This window comes from Rhodocyclus tenuis (genome assembly GCF_014197755.1).
GTDB classification, from domain to species: domain Bacteria; phylum Pseudomonadota; class Gammaproteobacteria; order Burkholderiales; family Rhodocyclaceae; genus Rhodocyclus; species Rhodocyclus tenuis.
The window spans coordinates 107,589-122,883 of record NZ_JACIGE010000001.1; the positions used below are offsets into that span (position 1 = coordinate 107,589).

16 protein-coding genes are annotated in these 15,295 nt (G+C 67.1%); 4 read left to right on the top strand and 12 right to left on the bottom strand.

The window, feature by feature from the left end:
* Positions 1-40 precede the first annotated feature (40 nt).
* Complete coding sequence (locus GGD90_RS00480) at positions 41-229, top strand: YgaP family membrane protein (protein WP_153117091.1); 189 nt, start codon at positions 41-43, stop codon at positions 227-229.
* 51 nt (positions 230-280) lie between these two features.
* Positions 281-1,309 (top strand): RNA methyltransferase, encoded by a 1,029-nt coding sequence (locus GGD90_RS00485; RefSeq protein ID WP_153117090.1) that lies wholly within the window; start codon positions 281-283, stop codon positions 1,307-1,309.
* Positions 1,310-1,361: 52 nt separating this feature from the next.
* Here the strand turns inward: GGD90_RS00485 and GGD90_RS00490 are convergent, their stop codons facing one another.
* From GGD90_RS00490 to GGD90_RS00505, 4 genes are all read right to left on the bottom strand, one after another.
* Positions 1,362-1,730: a hypothetical protein gene (locus GGD90_RS00490; RefSeq protein WP_153117089.1), complete on the bottom strand. Its 369-nt coding sequence runs from the start codon at positions 1,728-1,730 to the stop codon at positions 1,362-1,364.
* Between the two features lie 191 nt (positions 1,731-1,921).
* A complete protein-coding gene (locus GGD90_RS00495) occupies positions 1,922-2,842 on the bottom strand; it encodes a diguanylate cyclase (RefSeq protein WP_153117088.1) in 921 nt (306 codons plus the stop codon).
* A 2-nt stretch (positions 2,843-2,844) separates the two neighbouring features.
* Positions 2,845-4,356 carry an ATPase domain-containing protein gene (locus GGD90_RS00500; protein WP_153117087.1) on the bottom strand — a complete coding sequence of 504 codons (1,512 nt, stop codon included), beginning with the start codon at positions 4,354-4,356 and terminating at the stop codon, positions 2,845-2,847.
* Positions 4,353-4,775: a hypothetical protein gene (locus GGD90_RS00505; protein WP_153117086.1), complete on the bottom strand. Its 423-nt coding sequence runs from the start codon at positions 4,773-4,775 to the stop codon at positions 4,353-4,355. Before GGD90_RS00505 ends, GGD90_RS00500 begins: the two co-directional genes overlap by 4 nt.
* 268 nt (positions 4,776-5,043) lie before the next feature.
* On the opposite strand from GGD90_RS00505, the gene GGD90_RS00510 reads away from it, so the two are divergent.
* Complete coding sequence (locus tag GGD90_RS00510; RefSeq protein ID WP_153117085.1) at positions 5,044-6,573, top strand: HD domain-containing phosphohydrolase; 1,530 nt, start codon at positions 5,044-5,046, stop codon at positions 6,571-6,573.
* A 95-nt stretch (positions 6,574-6,668) separates the two neighbouring features.
* On the opposite strand, the gene GGD90_RS00515 is transcribed toward GGD90_RS00510, so the two are convergent.
* The 4 genes from GGD90_RS00515 to mnmH form a co-directional block, all read right to left on the bottom strand.
* Positions 6,669-7,088 (bottom strand): PaaI family thioesterase, encoded by a 420-nt coding sequence (locus GGD90_RS00515; RefSeq protein WP_153117084.1) that lies wholly within the window; start codon positions 7,086-7,088, stop codon positions 6,669-6,671.
* A 61-nt stretch (positions 7,089-7,149) separates the two neighbouring features.
* Positions 7,150-7,368: an RNA-binding S4 domain-containing protein gene (locus GGD90_RS18280; protein WP_228273750.1), complete on the bottom strand. Its 219-nt coding sequence runs from the start codon at positions 7,366-7,368 to the stop codon at positions 7,150-7,152.
* A gap of 82 nt (positions 7,369-7,450) precedes the next feature.
* Complete coding sequence (locus tag GGD90_RS00525; protein ID WP_153117082.1) at positions 7,451-7,966, bottom strand: hypothetical protein; 516 nt, start codon at positions 7,964-7,966, stop codon at positions 7,451-7,453.
* Between the two features lie 97 nt (positions 7,967-8,063).
* Complete coding sequence (mnmH, locus tag GGD90_RS00530) at positions 8,064-9,122, bottom strand: tRNA 2-selenouridine(34) synthase MnmH (RefSeq protein ID WP_228273749.1); 1,059 nt, start codon at positions 9,120-9,122, stop codon at positions 8,064-8,066.
* Between the two features lie 70 nt (positions 9,123-9,192).
* Between mnmH and selD the strand changes: the two genes are divergently transcribed.
* Positions 9,193-10,329 (top strand): selenide, water dikinase SelD, encoded by a 1,137-nt coding sequence (gene selD / locus GGD90_RS00535; RefSeq protein ID WP_153117080.1) that lies wholly within the window; start codon positions 9,193-9,195, stop codon positions 10,327-10,329.
* Between the two features lie 43 nt (positions 10,330-10,372).
* Here the strand turns inward: selD and GGD90_RS00540 are convergent, their stop codons facing one another.
* From GGD90_RS00540 to GGD90_RS00555, 4 genes are read right to left on the bottom strand one after another with little or no spacing between them, the layout of a single operon-like run.
* Positions 10,373-11,608: an exo-beta-N-acetylmuramidase NamZ family protein gene (locus GGD90_RS00540; protein WP_153117079.1), complete on the bottom strand. Its 1,236-nt coding sequence runs from the start codon at positions 11,606-11,608 to the stop codon at positions 10,373-10,375.
* A 39-nt stretch (positions 11,609-11,647) separates the two neighbouring features.
* The gene (locus tag GGD90_RS00545; RefSeq protein WP_153117078.1) at positions 11,648-12,316 is read right to left on the bottom strand and encodes a DOMON domain-containing protein; all 669 of its coding nucleotides are present in this window, start codon (positions 12,314-12,316) and stop codon (positions 11,648-11,650) included.
* Between the two features lie 14 nt (positions 12,317-12,330).
* Positions 12,331-13,395, bottom strand: coding sequence for a 2-oxoacid:ferredoxin oxidoreductase subunit beta (locus GGD90_RS00550; RefSeq protein WP_153117077.1), 1,065 nt, complete (start codon positions 13,393-13,395; stop codon positions 12,331-12,333).
* A complete protein-coding gene (locus GGD90_RS00555) occupies positions 13,388-15,280 on the bottom strand; it encodes a 2-oxoacid:acceptor oxidoreductase subunit alpha (RefSeq protein WP_153117076.1) in 1,893 nt (630 codons plus the stop codon). The genes GGD90_RS00550 and GGD90_RS00555 overlap by 8 nt, the downstream gene beginning before the upstream one ends.
* Between the last annotated feature and the right edge of the window lie 15 nt (positions 15,281-15,295).

Consider the following 15,295-nt stretch of genomic DNA (forward strand, 5'->3'; position numbering starts at 1 on the left):
CCGTAATCTGAAGCGGTCACTCACCCACATGGAGACTCACATGACCTCGAACGTTGGCGGCATCGACCGCATCCTGCGCATCGCCCTCGGTGCCGGCCTCGCCGGCGCAGCAGCCACCGGCTACGTCGGTGTCTGGGGCTGGCTTGGCGTCATCCCGCTCGCCACCGGACTGATCGGCTGGTGCCCGGCCTACCCGCTGCTGGGCTTCAACACCTGCGGCAAAAAGTAAGCGGCGGCGGACTGCCGGCACCGGCGCGCCGGTGCTAGCATTCGCCTCCTGATGCGCATCGACCAACTCCGACAACGCCTGCGCGCGCACGGCGCCAAACCCGAGCACGAAGAACGGCTGCTGCGCATCTGGTCGCAGGCGCTGGCGCTCGACAGCGGCAAGCGACGCGCCGAGGATTTCCTGCCGCTGGCGCTGCGCAACGCGCTGCCGACAATCGTCGCCGATCTGGCGGCGCTGGCGCAGGTGCGCTCGGAGCACGCCGGCGGCGACAGCGCGCTGCGCCTGCTGGTCGAACTCGCCGACGCACACACGGTGGAAAGCGTGCTGCTGCCGCGCGACGGCCTGTGCGTGTCGACGCAGGTCGGCTGCGCGGTCGGCTGCACCTTCTGCATGACCGGCCGCAGTGGCCTGCTGCGCCAGCTCTCAAGCGGCGAGATCGTTGCGCAGGTGGTACTGGCACGCACCCGCCGGCCGGTGAAGAAAGTGGTTTTCATGGGCATGGGCGAGCCGGCGCACAACATCGACAACGTGCTCGAAGCGATTCACCTGCTCGGAACTGCCGGCGCTATCGGCCACAAGAACCTTGTTTTCTCGACCGTCGGCGACCGCCGCGTCTTCGAACGCCTGCCGCAGCAGAGCGTCAAACCGGCGCTGGCGCTCTCCTTGCACACCACCGACGCGGCGCTGCGCCAGCGCCTGCTGCCCAACGCGCCACGCATCGATCCGGCGGAGTTGGTCGAACTCGGCGAAGAATACGCGCGGCGCACCGGCTATCCGATCCAGTATCAATGGACGCTGCTCGACGGCGTGAACGACAGCGAGGCGGAAATGGACGGCATCGTCCGCCTGCTCGCCGGCAAGTACGCGATGATGAACCTGATCCCGTACAACAGCGTCGATGCGCTCGACTTTCGCCGTCCCGAGCACGAACGCGCGCGCGCAATGGCGCGCAGCCTGCACCGGCGCGGCATCCTGACCAAGCTGCGCAATTCGGCCGGGCAGGACATCGACGGCGGCTGCGGGCAGTTGCGCGCGCGTTCGGCAGAAGTATCGGCCACAGCCATCGCACCAACGCCGTAGCGGCCGGCCGCCGCCGGTGCTGCGTTGACGAAGTGCGCGGACACCTGCCGCGCTACAGCCGCAGCGCCCATATCAGCAGCAGGACAAAGCCGAGCATACCAACCAGCGCATGCACGGCCAGCGCCGTGCTGCCGGCGATCCGCGGCCGCCCCTTGGCGATCATCGGGATCGCGAGCCCGGTGAGCACGGCCAGCACCAGCAGCAGCCCGGCAGCGTTCGCCAGGGCTGCGACCTGCGCGAAAACCTGCGCCGGGAGCTCGCCACGCAGCATGACCATCGCTTCCAGCCCGGCAGCGGCAAAGATCAGGTGGAATCCGGTCAGCGCCGGGCTGCTGCGCACGCGGCGCAAATACTGCCAGCCGAGATAGGCGCCGAGCAGCGCCGAAATACCGAGCAGAGCGATCGCCGCAATGCCTTGCATTTTTTACGGTCCTTTATTCGCGCGGCGGACAGGCGGCAAGTCTGGCGAGCGCCACGGGCAGACTGTCGCCGGATCATTCCCCTGCTGTCCGGCCTAGGCCGGTTGCTGCGGGCGCAGCAATCGCCGGGCTTTGGCCCCGGCATTCTAGTGCGCGAGCGTTTGCGTTGTCTCGATCCGCCGCAGCGGCCCCGTCAGGAGCGAGTGCCTTCGGGATGGCGCCGCCGCTCGGCGACGCGGCCCTGCCGGCGCTCGCCGCGCCGTCGCTCAGCGCAAACCGCAACAAGGCCGCCGACACGTCGCTGCTCGTGCGGCGGCGGCGCGAGCAACGCACAGGTGCCGGACAGCGGCGCATGGCCGCTGGCGAAATGCGCCGGCTGGTGGAACTCAAAACGCCCGCCACCCTGTTTCTTGGCACGATACATGGCGGCGTCGGCATGGCCGATCAGGGTTTCCGCGTCATCACCGTCCTCGGGATAGACGGCAATGCCCATGCTCACCGAGACGCCGCACAGCTGATCGCCCTGCGGGTGGGGAACAGCAAGCCCGGCGAGCATCTTGCCGGCGATCAGCGCCGCATCCGAGGCCTGTCTCACTTCCGAGAGCAAGGCGAGAAACTCGTCGCCACCATGCCGGCTCACCGTATCCGAATCGCGCAGAACGAGCTTCAGCTGCCGCGCCACCCGCTGCAGCACGGCGTCGCCGACGGCATGCCCCTGCGTGTCGTTGATTTCCTTGAACCGATCCCCATCAACAAAGATCACGGCCAGATGCGCGCTGCGGCGTCGCGCCATGACGATGGCGCTGTCGAGCCGGTCACGCATCAGCCTGCGGTTGGGCGTTTCGGTCAGGGCATCGTACTGGCTGCTACGCGCCAGCGCGTCAAGATCGCTGACCGCCGTTTCGGCGATGCTCTCCGCCTGCATCGCGGCGACCACCAGTTTCTCATTTGCCGCGACAAGCCGGCTTGACTGCTGCGTGCCGAGTTGGTGCTGCGCCCGCGCCAGCTCTCCGTGCAAGTCGCGCAATTCGGCACGCAGCTTCACCGCCTGTTCGTTGAGTACGACCAAGGCGGCAGCCGACAGCAGGGGCAATTCGCCGGGCTCGCTTGCCATCGTCAGTCAACCGCGGCGCAAGCGGCAGCATCCACCGCTCCGACCTCGTAGGCACACGCTTCCGGAACCCGCGAAGGTTGCCCGCCGAGCAGGCCTTCGTGGCCGGGCAGCATGGCACCGACCTGGATTCCCTGGTCGTCGATGTGAAACAGGTGCAACTGGTTCGAGTGTGCGCTAGCACGCACCTTGACCACCGCCATGACACGCAGCAGGCGACTGTCGACCTCGACATAGCGCTGCACCACGATCGCGTCGGTGAGAAAAGCCGTTCCGTAGGGGCTGAAACGCAGGTCGCTGTAGCGATCTTCCAGCTCGGAGGTCATCAGCACGCTGACCCCGGTGCTGACCAGCGCCGACACCATGCGCGCCATCGATTCGCGAAAGTCGTCGCGAAAAGTCGGCGCCAGAACCAGCTCAAAGCCGGAGAGCGAATCAATGACGACGCGACTGGCCTTCAGCCGCACGATTTCCGCGATCAGCAGCACCGAAACCTCATCGACGGACAGGCCGGCAGCACGCGTATTAACCACGCCGATACGCCCGCTTTCGATGAGTGCGGCCAGGGCCGGGCCGCGCGATTGCGTCGGGCGCTGCTCAAAGGCCGCGATCACCCCGGTTTCGCCGCAACGCGCCCCTTCGGTGAGAAAAGCCGCGGCCAGGATGCTCTTGCCCGAGCCGGACGGACCGGCGACGAGCAGCGAATAACCGCGTGGCAAACCGCCACCCATCATCGCGTCAAGCGCCGCAACCCCCAGCGACAGACGGCTGGCGGCGGCTGACGCGGGGAGCTCAACCGACGCCAGCTGCGCAAACTGTGGCGCCGCAAAGACGGTGATTCCCGCCGCGCTGATGCGAAAGCTGTGCAAGCCGGACCGGGTCGCCTGCCCGCGCATCTTCATCACCTCCATTTTCCGCACGACCGAGTTGCGCTGCACGCTCTGGCGCAGCCAGATCAGCCCGTCGGCAACGGTAAAAACCGGGTCCGGCGCGCCCTCGCTGTCGTATTCGCCGAGCAGGAAAGTCGTCGCCTGCCAGCTGGTCATCAGCATGCCCAGCCGTTGCACGAAATGCTGCGCGCCGATCGCCGCCGCCGGCTCCTGCTGGCTGGCCAGAAGCACCGAGCGAAAGGAGTCGACGAAGACAAGGCCGGGGCTGCGCGCCTCGACTTCGGCGGCGATGCAGCCGAGTACGGCATCAAGATCACCCGTTGCGATCTGCTCGGCCAGGTTGATGAAATGCACCGCCTGGTTCACCTTGCGCGGATCGAAGAAATCGAACTGCTGCTGATAGCGCAGCATCTTCAGCGGCGGTTCGCCGAGCACCGTGAAATAGAGCGCCGGATGCTCCGGCGTCGCCAGTGTGAACATGATCTGGTGCGCCAGACTGGTCTTGCCGCTGCCCGGCGCGCCAGCAATGAGGTTGAAGGAAAACTCAGGCAAACCGCCGCCGAGCACCTCGTCGAGGCCGGGCACGCCGGTTTGCAGGCGCTTGATCGTCACCTTGCCGCTGCTCATGGCAACTCCCTTGCGTCCTTGCCGTCTGCATGGCCGGGAGGCGGCGGTAGCAGTTGCGCGGTCAGCGATTCGCCGATCAACTTGCCGAGGACTGCCGAGAAAGTGCGCAGCAAGGCGCCGTTGGCAGCCGCTGCGACCGCGCTGCTCTGCAACGCCAGCGCGGTACGCAAGGCGGCGAAGTTGGCCGCATCAAGATCACCGGCCGCGAGTGTCGGCAGGAATGAATAAGCGGCACGATTGAGCGACAGGCTGCGCTGGTAGAGCGCGGCAACACCACGCGCACCGACGATCGGTGCGAGGGCTGCCTCCAGCTCGCGCCACGCGACGAAGGCCGAATGGGCAAACTCGCCCGCGCCATCGCCGCCGCTTCGCGAGCGGGCAAGCCGCGTCTGAAAATCGCCTCCAGCTTCAGCCTGCATGATTCAAGTGTTCCACGGCCGCTTCCTCAGTCGTGATCGTCTGCTATCGGGCGATCCCCTTCGCCGCGAAGCCCCGAAAGAGCCAAGTGAGCGGACCCGCAGCAGATATTCATTCTGGGCAAGCACGGCACCGTGATCTGTACGCTGCTGCACATACGCACCTTCGGCCGGTCGTTAAGCTCGCTGAAATGTGCCGCTCGCAGCTGCCGCTGCTTTCCGGGCGGGCCGACACTTCCAGGCCGAAAACCAGCGCCGCGCAGAGAACGTCATGATCGAATCACAATTGCAGGCTGCACTGCGCGTGTCCGAATCGCGCTACCGGCGCCTGTTCGAAACCGCACAGGACGGTATCCTTTTGCTCAACGCCGAGACGGCGCAGATCGAGGACGTCAATCCCTTTCTCATCGAACTGCTCGGCTACTCGCACGCCGAATTCCTCGGCAAGAAGGTCTGGGAAATCGGCGCCTTCAAGGATACGGCGCTGAACATCGACGCATTCGTCGAGTTGCGCAGCAAGCGCTACATCCGCTACGACGACCTGCCGCTGGAAACCCGTAACGGCAGACGGATTTCGGTCGAATTCGTCAGCAATCTCTACGACTGCGCGGGCGTCAATGTCATCCAGTGCAATATCCGCGACAACACCAAACGGCATCTGGCGGAAATCGCCCTGCGCGCGACCGCGCGCGCCCTGCAGATGCTCAGCGAGAGCAACGTCGCCCTGCTCAGGGCCACGTCCGAGCCGACGCTTTTCGCCGAATACTGCCGGATCGCCGTCGAAACCGGCTTCTACCGGATGGCCTGGATCGGCTTTGCCGAAGAAGGCGGGCAGAAGCTGGTGCGACCGGTGGCGTACTTTGGCGAAGAAGACGGCTACCTGACGCTGGCCGGAATCACCTGGGACGACAGCGCCAGCGGCAGCGGTCCGGTCGGCACGGCCCTGCGCACGGGACTGGTTCAGCTGGTCGAAGACATTGCCGTCGCCGCCGGAATGGCGCCCTGGCGCAGCGCGGCACTGGCACACGGCTACCACTCGATGATCGCCTTGCCATTCCGCTTCGCCGACGGAACGATGGCCTGCCTTAGCCTTTACGGCGCGACGCGCGATGTCTGGTCGGCGCCGGAGAAAAAGCTGTTGCAGGAGATCTCGGCCGATCTTGCCTTCGGCATCAACGCGCTGCGCACGGCGATCGCCAAGACGCATTACCAGGAGGGGTTGCGCGTCAGCCTGGAGCAGACCATCCAGGTGATTGCCGACACTGTTGAAGAGCGCGATGCCTATACCGCCGGCCATCAGCGGCGGGTGGCGCAGCTGAGCTCGCGCATCGCCGGCGAACTCGGGCTATCGACCGAACGCATTCGCGGCCTGCATCTGGCAGCGACGATTCACGACCTGGGCAAGATCGGCATTCCTGCCGAAATACTGACCAAGCCGCGACGCCTGAGCGCGATGGAGTTCGGCCTGATGAAGGAGCACCCGCAGATCGGCTACGAAATACTCAAGAACGTCGATTTCCCCTGGCCGATTGCGCGAATCATCCAGCAACATCACGAACGCATCGACGGCTCAGGCTACCCGGATGGATTGGCGGGCGACGCCCTGCTGCTGGAATCGCAGATTCTCGCTGTCGCCGACGTGGTGGAAGCGATGGCCTCGCACCGACCCTACCGGGCAGCACTGGGCCTTGACGCCGCACTCAAGGAAGTTTCGGTGCATCGCGGCATCACCTTCGACAGCGCCGTGGTCGATGCCTGCCTGCGCATTTTCCGCGAGCAGGGCTTCACCATCGACGCTTGATGCATGCGGCACGGGGAATGTGCCCGCAAAACAGCCTGAGAAGCGGACTGCGAAGCTGCCTGAAAAGCAGCCGCAAGAACAGGCAGCCGGGCCGGTTATTCGGCCATCAACGCCGCCAGCGCCAGCGATTTCCGGTAAACCATTCCCTGGAAAGTCGCCAGCAGATCGCCAGCCTCGTTGCGGATGCTCACCTCGTAGCTCGCCAGCTTCGGCGTGCAGCTCACCTCGCGCGCTTCGGCGATCAGGCGGCCTTCGCGCGCACCCTTGAAGATCGAGATCGACGAGTTGATCGACAAGGCCAGCTGTCCGCTCGAATTGCTGGCGCCGGCGAAAGCGAAATCGGCCAGCGTGAACAGCGCGCCGCCATGTACCGTACCGGCGCCGTTCAGGTGCCAGGGCTGCAACTGCATCTCGGCGCGCGCGAAGCCGGCGCGCAGTTCGCTGATGGTCATGCCGTTGTGCACGGCAAAGGCATCGGCCTTGTTGAAGAAAGCCTGGATGGCTTGCATCTCCATGCTGCTGGTCCTTTCGCAATTTGCTCGAAAAGCAAGCGCACGCCGTCGCTGCGTCGCTGGCTCAGGCAGTAAGGACGCGGATTTCCTCGTCGCCGACGCGCACGGTCTCGTTGCCACGCAGCTTGCGTGTCTTGCGCGATTCGACGACGCCGTCGACGCTGACCAGCCCGGCGGCGACCATCGCCTTGGCGGCGCCACCGGAAGAGGCGATGCCGAGCAGCTTGAGCAGAATGTTGAGTTCGATGAACTCGCGGTCGAGCGGAAATGTGTGCTGTGTCACCGGACTACTCCTTGGTTTGAGCCATGCATGATAGCCGTTCACGCCCGGCGGGCGCCGCCGATGCACGGCACGGCAGGACGCTTCAGGCCGGTTTGCGGAACTCGTCGTCGATCCACGCCGCAGCACTCGCCGGGCTGAGCTTGAAGCTCGCCGCAACGCGCACGCGCGCGATTTCATCGCCGGCGGCGTCGCTGGCAGCGAGGATCGCGTGCGGGTCGTATTCGTCGGCGACGATGTCGAGCGTGACGCAGACGCGCCCGGACGGCGTGTTCACGCTGAACTGCTTGTGCAATTGCGCGTGCAGTTGCTGCTCGTGCCGGCGCAGCACCTCGGCCGCGGTTTTCACCAGCGTGTTGAAGGCGGCGGCGTCGAGCGGCTTCGGGTTCTTCTTGTCGCGGCCCATCGTCCACGGCCCGACCAGCGCCGGCTCGCTTTCGCCGTCCTTGATCATCGCCACCGCCCAGCCTTCGTCTTCCTCGTTCTTGATGACGCGCGCCGTCCAGCCCTTGCCGGTCCACAGGCGTGGCTCGTTGATGGCGCTGTCGCATGCGGCTTCACTGGCTGATTCGGGGAATTCGTTGGCGATGGCTTCGGTCATGGCTCGTTTCTTTTGCGGTGTGGCGCCGCCAGTCGTGGCGGCACGCGTGAATGCGCGTGGCGGGCTGACGGCGGAGGGAAAAGCTGCGGGGAGCGCATTATGCGGCTTGTAGCGCCGCGGCGAGAATGCGGCCCGCCAGCTGCTGCAGGCTGCCGGGGCTTAAATCCTCGACCGGCCAGTGCGGCGCCTGCGCGAAACTGACGAAATTGCGCTGCTGCGAGCGCGCGTACTGCGGGTCGTAATGCTCGGCGAGCAGTTCGCTGACCAGCGTAGGGAAGTCGCCGTCGGCCGCCAGCCGTTGCCAGCGTTCGACGCGCTCGCGCCCCTGCCATTCCTTGAGGCGCTGCAGGGGCTCGCGCAGCGTATCGGCGGCGCACAGATAGGCGTAGTCGCGCAGCAGGAAATCGACGCGCGCCGGCAGGCTGGCGTCGATCGTCAGACAGGGTGCGGCGCGCATCGCGGCGTTGAGCGATTCGGGCAGGCGCAAGGCGCCGATGCGCCGGCTTTCGGCCTCGACATAAACGCTGCGCGCTGGATCGAACGCCGCCAGCGCCGAATGGAGCCGGGTTTCGAACATCTTCTGCGTCGGCTGCACGGCGTCGGGCAGATCGCCAAGGACCGAGCCCTTGTGCGCCGCCAGCGTTTCCAGCGGCAGCACCTGCGCGCCCTGCGCCGCCAGCGCTGCGAGCAGGCGGCTCTTGCCGCTGCCGGTGGGGCCGGCGACGACCCGGAACGACAGCCTCGCCGCCAGCGCGTCGATGCCGGTCAGCACATGCTGGCGCCAGGATTTGTAGCCACCCTCGAGGCGCCGTGCCGGCCAGCCGATTTCGCGCAGGATGTGCGTGAAGGCGGCGCTGCGCTGTCCGCCGCGCCAGCAGTAGATCAGCGGCCGCCAGGATTTCGGCTGCTCGCTGAAGCGCTCTTCGAGATGCCGGGCGATGTTGCGCGCGACCAGCACGGCGCCGAGTTTGCGCGCGGCAAACGGCGATACCTGCTTGTACAGGGTACCGACGCGGATGCGCTCGTCGTTGTCGAGCACCGGGCAGTTGATCGCGCCGGGAACGTGATCCTCGGCAAACTCGGCGGGCGAGCGCACGTCGATCACGGTATCGAATTCGGCGACTTGTGCTACGGTGGCAAGGGTGTAATCAGACACTGCCAGTACTCGATCGAGGGGGCGGCGTACGCCGCCGACAGCCTCGCATCTTAACGACATCAGACAGATCATGAACGACAATACCGCACCGACGGTCGGCGCTGCCGCTGTTTCCGGCGCAGCCCCGAGCGCCACGCTGCCGCCGCATGTACCCACCAGCGCAACCGCCAGCGAGATCCGCCTGACGCAGTTCAGCCACGGCGGCGGTTGCGGCTGCAAGATTTCGCCGGCGGTGCTGTCGCGCCTGCTCGCCGAATCGCCCTGGCGCAGCTTTCCCGCCGATCTGCTGGTCGGCACAGAAAGCAGCGACGACGCGGCGGTCTATCGGCTCAACGACAGCCAGGCGATCGTCGCCACCACCGATTTTTTCACGCCGATCGTGGATGACCCTTACGATTTCGGCCGCATCGCCGCGACCAACGCCTTGTCGGATGTTTATGCCATGGGCGGCAAGCCGCTGTTCGCGCTCGCGCTGGTCGGCATGCCGCTCGACAAACTGCCGGAAGACGCGATCCGGCGCATTCTCGCCGGTGGCGAAGCGATCTGCGCTGCAGCCGGCATCCCGATCGCCGGCGGCCACAGCATCGACGTGCTCGAACCGATCTACGGGTTGGTCGGCATCGGGCTGGTGCATCCCGAACGGATCAAGCGCAACAGTTCGGCACAGGCCGGCGACTGCCTGATCCTCTCCAAGCCGCTCGGTATCGGCATGCTCTCGGCGGCGCTGAAGAAGGGCCTGCTCTCGGCCGAGGGCTATCAGCAGATGCTGCAGTGGACGACGCGGCTGAACACGCCGGGAACGGCGCTCGCCGAACTGGACGCGGTGCACGCGCTGACCGACGTCACCGGCTTTGGCCTCGCCGGCCACCTGCTGGAAATCTGCCGCGGCTCGCAACTCACTGCGCGTCTCGACTTCGCCGCGCTGCCGCTGATCGGTGAAGCCGTGGCGCACAGCCAGAACGGCATCGCCACCGGAGCTTCAGGCCGCAACTGGGCTGCCTACGGCGGCGAAGTGGAACTGCCCGATGGCTTTGAAGACTGGCAGCGCAACCTGCTCACCGACCCGCAGACCAGCGGCGGCCTGCTCATCGCCTGCGCCGCCAGCGCTGCGGCGCAAGTGCTGCAGCTGCTGCGTGATGCCGGTTTTGGCGAAGCGGCGTGCATCGGCCGGCTGGAAAACGCTGCGCCGCAGCTGATCGTCGACTGATCACCGAACGGATCAGCCAATCACGGAGACGTGTTGAGGCGAATCAGTAGCGCAGGAGCTCGCGCCGGCGCTCGACCCACGCCGCCTCGTCGGCGCGCGCCAGCGCATCGAGATCGGCCGGCGTCGCTGCGGCGTCATCAACCCACTCGCGCAAGAGCGGGCTGCCGTTGATCAGGTCGATCGCCAGGCGGTCGTGCTCGTACTCGTAGGGGAAATCGCGCCACAGCGGGTAATCCGGGCACAACCGGCGCAGCGCCTTGAACGCCAGCGCCTGCAACCGCCACGGGCGGAAGGCGGCATGCGCGTAGTGCGCCGGATCCTCGACGTGGATCTGCACCCCGTGACACAGCTGCCCGGCGTGCTTGTGGAAGGTCGGCTCGAAGCAGCATTCGCGCAGCACACAGCCGGCGAGCCAGGAGTCCGTGGCGCCGCCGTTGCCGGCATTGGCGGCATCGAGACGGCGCATTTCGGCGAGCAGCGCGCCAGCGTCAAGGTCGGGCGCGCCGAAGAGTTCGAGCGGCCGCGTCGTGCCGCGCCCTTCCGAGAGGGTCGTGCCTTCGAGCATCACCGTTCCCGGATAGGCGCGCGCCATCGACAGGTTCGGTGCATTCGGGCTCGGGTTGAGCCAGCTGCGCTCGCCGAGCGGCCAGCCGTAGCCCGGCGCTGCGTCGGGCTGCCAGCCGGCCATGTCGATCACCGTCAGCTCGACGTCGAGCGCGAATTCGGCAACGAACCAGCGCGCCAGCTCGCCGAGCGTCAGGCCGTGGCGCATCGGCAAAGGTCCTGCGCCGACAAAGCTCTCCCAGCCGGCGCGCAGCGTCAGCCCTTCGACCGGCCGGCCGACCGGGTTCGGCCGGTCGAGCACCCACACCGCCTTGCCGTGATGCGCCGCGGCTTCGAGCACGTAGCGCAGCGTGGTGATGAAGGTGTAGATGCGCGTGCCGAGGTCCTGCAGGTCGACCAGCAGCACGTCGAAAGTATCGAGCATCGCCTCGCTCGGCCGGCGCAGCTCGCCGTAGAGGCTGAACACCGGAATGCCGTGGCGCGGGTCGAGGTAGTCGGGCGACTCGACCATATTGTCCTGCTTGTCGCCGCGCAGGCCGTGCTGCGGGCCGAAGGCGGCCGTCAGGTTCAACTCAGGCTGCGCGGCGAGCGCGTCGAGTGCGTGCGTCAGGTGGCGCGTCACCGACGCCGGATGGGCGAGCAGTGCCAGCCGCCGGCCGGCAAGCGGGCGGCGCAGTTCGGGTTCGGCGAGCAGTCGGTCAAGTCCGGTGAGCATGGTCAGAAAGCAAAGATATGCGGCAAGCGCCGGCAGTGCTCAGCCCGGCAGACTGAGGACAAAACCGGCACGATCGTGAAAGTCGGGGCGCTCCAGCGGATGCTGCAGCGCGAAATAGGCGGCATCGCCATCGCCGCGCACGACAACGGCGCTCAGACCGAGTTGCAGCGCGCCTGCGCCGGTGGGCAGCGCCGCGGCGGGCAGCACGGCACGCAGGACGAGCAAGGGCAGGCATTTCCCGCCAAGCGCCAGCGGCGACGCGTTGTCTGGCAACGCAACGGGCTCGGCAATGCGCGGCGGCAAGGCGGCGGTGGCGGCGTCTCCCGCACGCCACCAAGCAAGCTGCGGCGCCGGCAAGGGTGGTGCGCCGGCGTCCTCATCGCGCTGGCGATAGTCGCGGAATGTCCAGCCGGCCCATTGCCCGCTCGGCGAGAAGTTGAATTCGCGGTAGCCGGGCTGGCCGACCCGGCCGACGAACAGCTCGAAACAGGTGAACGCCCACAGGCGGTCGGCCGGCAGCGGCGTGCCGGCGGCGGGAATCTGCAGCAGCGGCGCGAAGCTGCCCGTCTCGCCGACCGCGCCGGCACGCGCGGCGGGGTAGTCAAGCCGGTAATCGATGAGCAGCGCGCCATCGCCGCGCCGCGCTGCCGCGACGGCGACTGCGGCGCGCGTCGCGGCGCCGGCGGGGTGCGCACTGAGCTGCAGCACCGTGCTCCGGCCGCTCAGGCGACCGTCCAGGTGTCGCCGCCGGCAAGCAGGCTGGCGAGATCTCCGGCACCACGCTGCTGGCGCGCGGTGTCCTCGATGGCGGCGTTCATGTCTTCGAAAGCCGGCGCCGCGACCGCACGGAAAATACCCAGCGGCAGCGGAAACTCGGGCGCCGCGAACTGCGCGAGCAGGAAGGCAAGGCTGCCGTGTGGATCGGACTCGTCGTGCACCGCCAGTTCGCTGAGCGCAACACCTTCGCCTTCCGGAACGCCCGGCGCACCGGCGACGCTGACAATCTCCGGGCGCAGGCCGGCGAGACGGATGCCGCGTTCGCCGTTGCTGCCGAAGCGCAAGGGCTGGCCGTGCTCGAGCACGAGGCGCAGTTCGTCGCGCTGCTTCTTGTCGGTCAGTGCGGCGTAGGCGCCGTCGTTGAAGACGATGCAGTTCTGCAGCACCTCGACGAAAGCCGTTCCCGGATGCGCGGCGGCGCGCGCGAGGATCGGTCCCAGCTGCGCCAGATCGGTATCGACGACGCGGGCGACGAAGGTTGCCCCGGCGCCGAGCGCCAGCGCCGCCGCCGAGAACGGCCGGTCAATGTTGCCGTAGGGCGAGGTCTTGGTTTTTTCGCCGAGTTCGGTGGTCGGCGAGAACTGGCCCTTGGTCAGCCCGTAGATGCGGTTGTTGAGCAGGACGATCTTCAGCCCGATGTTGCGGCGGATGGCGTGGATGAAGTGGTTGCCGCCGATCGCCAGTGCGTCGCCGTCGCCGGTGACGACCCACACCGACAGCTCCGGCCGCGCCAGCTTGAGGCCGCTGGCGACCGCCGGCGCACGCCCGTGGATGGCGTGCATGCCGTAGGTGTCCATGTAGTACGGGAAACGGCTGGAGCAGCCGATGCCGGAGACGAAGGCGAAGTTTTCGCGCGCGATGCCGAGTTGCGGCAACAGTTTCTGGATCTGCGCGAGCAGCGAATAGTCGCCGCAGCCCGGGCACCAGCGCACGTCCTGTTCGGACTCGAAGTCCTTGCGCGTCAGCGACACGGCGACGCTTTCCTTGCTGCAGTCGAGGCGGTCATTCATGTTCGGCTCCTGCGCTGATGGCCTTGATGCGCGCGAGAATCTCGCTCACCCGGAACGGTCGGCCCTGCACCTTGTGCAGCGTCTGCACCTCGCGCAGGCAGCGTTCGCGCAGCAGCCGCGACAGCTGGCCGAGATTGAGTTCGGGAACGAGGATGGTCCGGTAGCGCGCGAGAATTTCGTCGAGATCGGCCGGCAGCGGGTTGAGGTGGCGCAGGTGCAGATGCGCGACGGCGATCCCCGCCGCCTCGGCCTGCCGCCGCGCCTCGGCGATGGCACCCCAGGTGCTGCCCCAGCCGACGACCAGCAGCTCGCCTGCGTCCGGGCCGTCGACGACCAGCGGCGGCAGCTCGGCAGCGATGCCGGCAACCTTGGCTGCACGCACCTCGACCATGCGCTGGTGGTTCTGCGCGTCGTGCGACAGATTGCCGGAGAGGAAGTCCTTTTCCAGCCCGCCGATACGGTGCTCCATTCCCGGCGTTCCCGGCGTCACCCAGGGGCGCGCCAGGAACTCGTCGCGCGCGTAGGGCGCAAAACCGTCAGCCTCAGTGCGGTACTTCACCTCGATGCGCGGCAGGCTGGCGACGTCGGGAACACGCCACGGCTCGGCGGCGTTGGCGATGCCGCCGTCGGTGAGCAGAATCACCGGCGTCATGTACTTGACGGCGATGCGGCAGGCTTCGAGCGCCGCGTCGAAGCAGTCGGCCGGCGAGCGCGCGGCGATCACCGGGATCGGGCATTCGCCGTGGCGGCCGTACAGCGCCTGAAGCAGGTCGGCCTGCTCGGTCTTGGTCGGTAGCCCGGTCGACGGGCCGGCGCGCTGCACATTGACGATCACCAGCGGCAGTTCGAGCATCGTCACCAGACCGAGCGCTTCGGTCTTCAGCGCCATGCCGGGGCCGGAGGTGGTGGTCAGCGCCAGATGGCCACCCCAGGCGGCGCCGATTGCCGAGCAGATGCCGGCGATCTCGTCCTCGGCCTGGAAGGTGGTGATGTTGAAGTTCCGCAGAGTGGTGAGCTCGTGCAGGATGTCGGTCGCCGGCGTGATCGGGTAGGAGCCGAGAAACAAGGGCGTTGCCGACAGTTCGGAAGCGGCGACAAAACCGAGCGCGGTGGCCTGGTTGCCGGTAATCGAACGGTAGGTGCCGGGCTGCGGCGGCGCCGCGCGCACTTCGAAAGTCGAGGCGAACAGCTCGCTCGCTTCGGCGAAACCGTAACCGGCGCGCAGGGCGGTGACGTTGGCCTCGGCAAAGCGCGGGATATGCGCGAAACGTTCGGCAACATCGGCGATTTCGCCCTCGATCGGGCGCCCGAACAGGCACAGCATCAGGCCGAGCGCGAAGTAGTTCTTGCAGCGGTCGGCTTCCTTCTTCGACAGCCCGCTACCGGCGAGCGCGCGCGCCGTGAGCAGCGAGATGTCGACGGCGATCAGGCGGTAGCTGTCGAGACTGCCGTCCTCGAGCGGATTGCTCGCATAGCCGGCACGCGCCAGATTAGCCGCAGTAAAGGCGCCGCTATTGACCAGCAGCACGCTGCCGCGCGCCAGCTCGCCGAGATTGGTTTTCAACGCCGCCGGGTTCATCGCCACCAGCACATCGGGCGCGTCGCCCGAGGTGAACACGCGATTGGCAGCGAACTGGATCTGGAAGCCGGAAACGCCGAACAGCGTACCGGTCGGCGCGCGGATTTCCGAAGGGTAATCGGGGTGCGTGGCGAAGGCGTTGCCGGCACGCGCGATCACGCGCGAGAACTCGCTGCCGGTAAGCTGCATGCCGTCGCCGGAATCGCCGACGAAGCGGATGACGACGCGCTCCAGTTCCTCGACGTGACGTTCGGGCGGCGCCAGCGCCCCGGGTGGCTCGGTCGCTACCTGTTCGTTACCGCTCATTTTCTTACTCCCCGT

Excerpts from the sequence above, each read along its gene's own strand:
- GGD90_RS00480 (WP_153117091.1), top strand. The coding sequence starts at position 41 with ATGACCTCGAACGTTGGCGGCATCGACCGCATCCTGCGCATCGCCCTC.
- GGD90_RS00485 (WP_153117090.1), top strand. The coding sequence starts at position 281 with ATGCGCATCGACCAACTCCGACAACGCCTGCGCGCGCACGGCGCCAAA.
- GGD90_RS00490 (WP_153117089.1), bottom strand. The coding sequence starts at position 1,730 with ATGCAAGGCATTGCGGCGATCGCTCTGCTCGGTATTTCGGCGCTGCTC.
- GGD90_RS00495 (WP_153117088.1), bottom strand. The coding sequence starts at position 2,842 with ATGGCAAGCGAGCCCGGCGAATTGCCCCTGCTGTCGGCTGCCGCCTTG.
- GGD90_RS00500 (WP_153117087.1), bottom strand. The coding sequence starts at position 4,356 with ATGAGCAGCGGCAAGGTGACGATCAAGCGCCTGCAAACCGGCGTGCCC.
- GGD90_RS00505 (WP_153117086.1), bottom strand. The coding sequence starts at position 4,775 with ATGCAGGCTGAAGCTGGAGGCGATTTTCAGACGCGGCTTGCCCGCTCG.
- GGD90_RS00510 (WP_153117085.1), top strand. The coding sequence starts at position 5,044 with ATGATCGAATCACAATTGCAGGCTGCACTGCGCGTGTCCGAATCGCGC.
- GGD90_RS00515 (WP_153117084.1), bottom strand. The coding sequence starts at position 7,088 with ATGGAGATGCAAGCCATCCAGGCTTTCTTCAACAAGGCCGATGCCTTT.
- GGD90_RS00525 (WP_153117082.1), bottom strand. The coding sequence starts at position 7,966 with ATGACCGAAGCCATCGCCAACGAATTCCCCGAATCAGCCAGTGAAGCC.
- selD (WP_153117080.1), top strand. The coding sequence starts at position 9,193 with ATGAACGACAATACCGCACCGACGGTCGGCGCTGCCGCTGTTTCCGGC.
- GGD90_RS00540 (WP_153117079.1), bottom strand. The coding sequence starts at position 11,608 with ATGCTCACCGGACTTGACCGACTGCTCGCCGAACCCGAACTGCGCCGC.
- GGD90_RS00550 (WP_153117077.1), bottom strand. The coding sequence starts at position 13,395 with ATGAATGACCGCCTCGACTGCAGCAAGGAAAGCGTCGCCGTGTCGCTG.
- GGD90_RS00555 (WP_153117076.1), bottom strand. The coding sequence starts at position 15,280 with ATGAGCGGTAACGAACAGGTAGCGACCGAGCCACCCGGGGCGCTGGCG.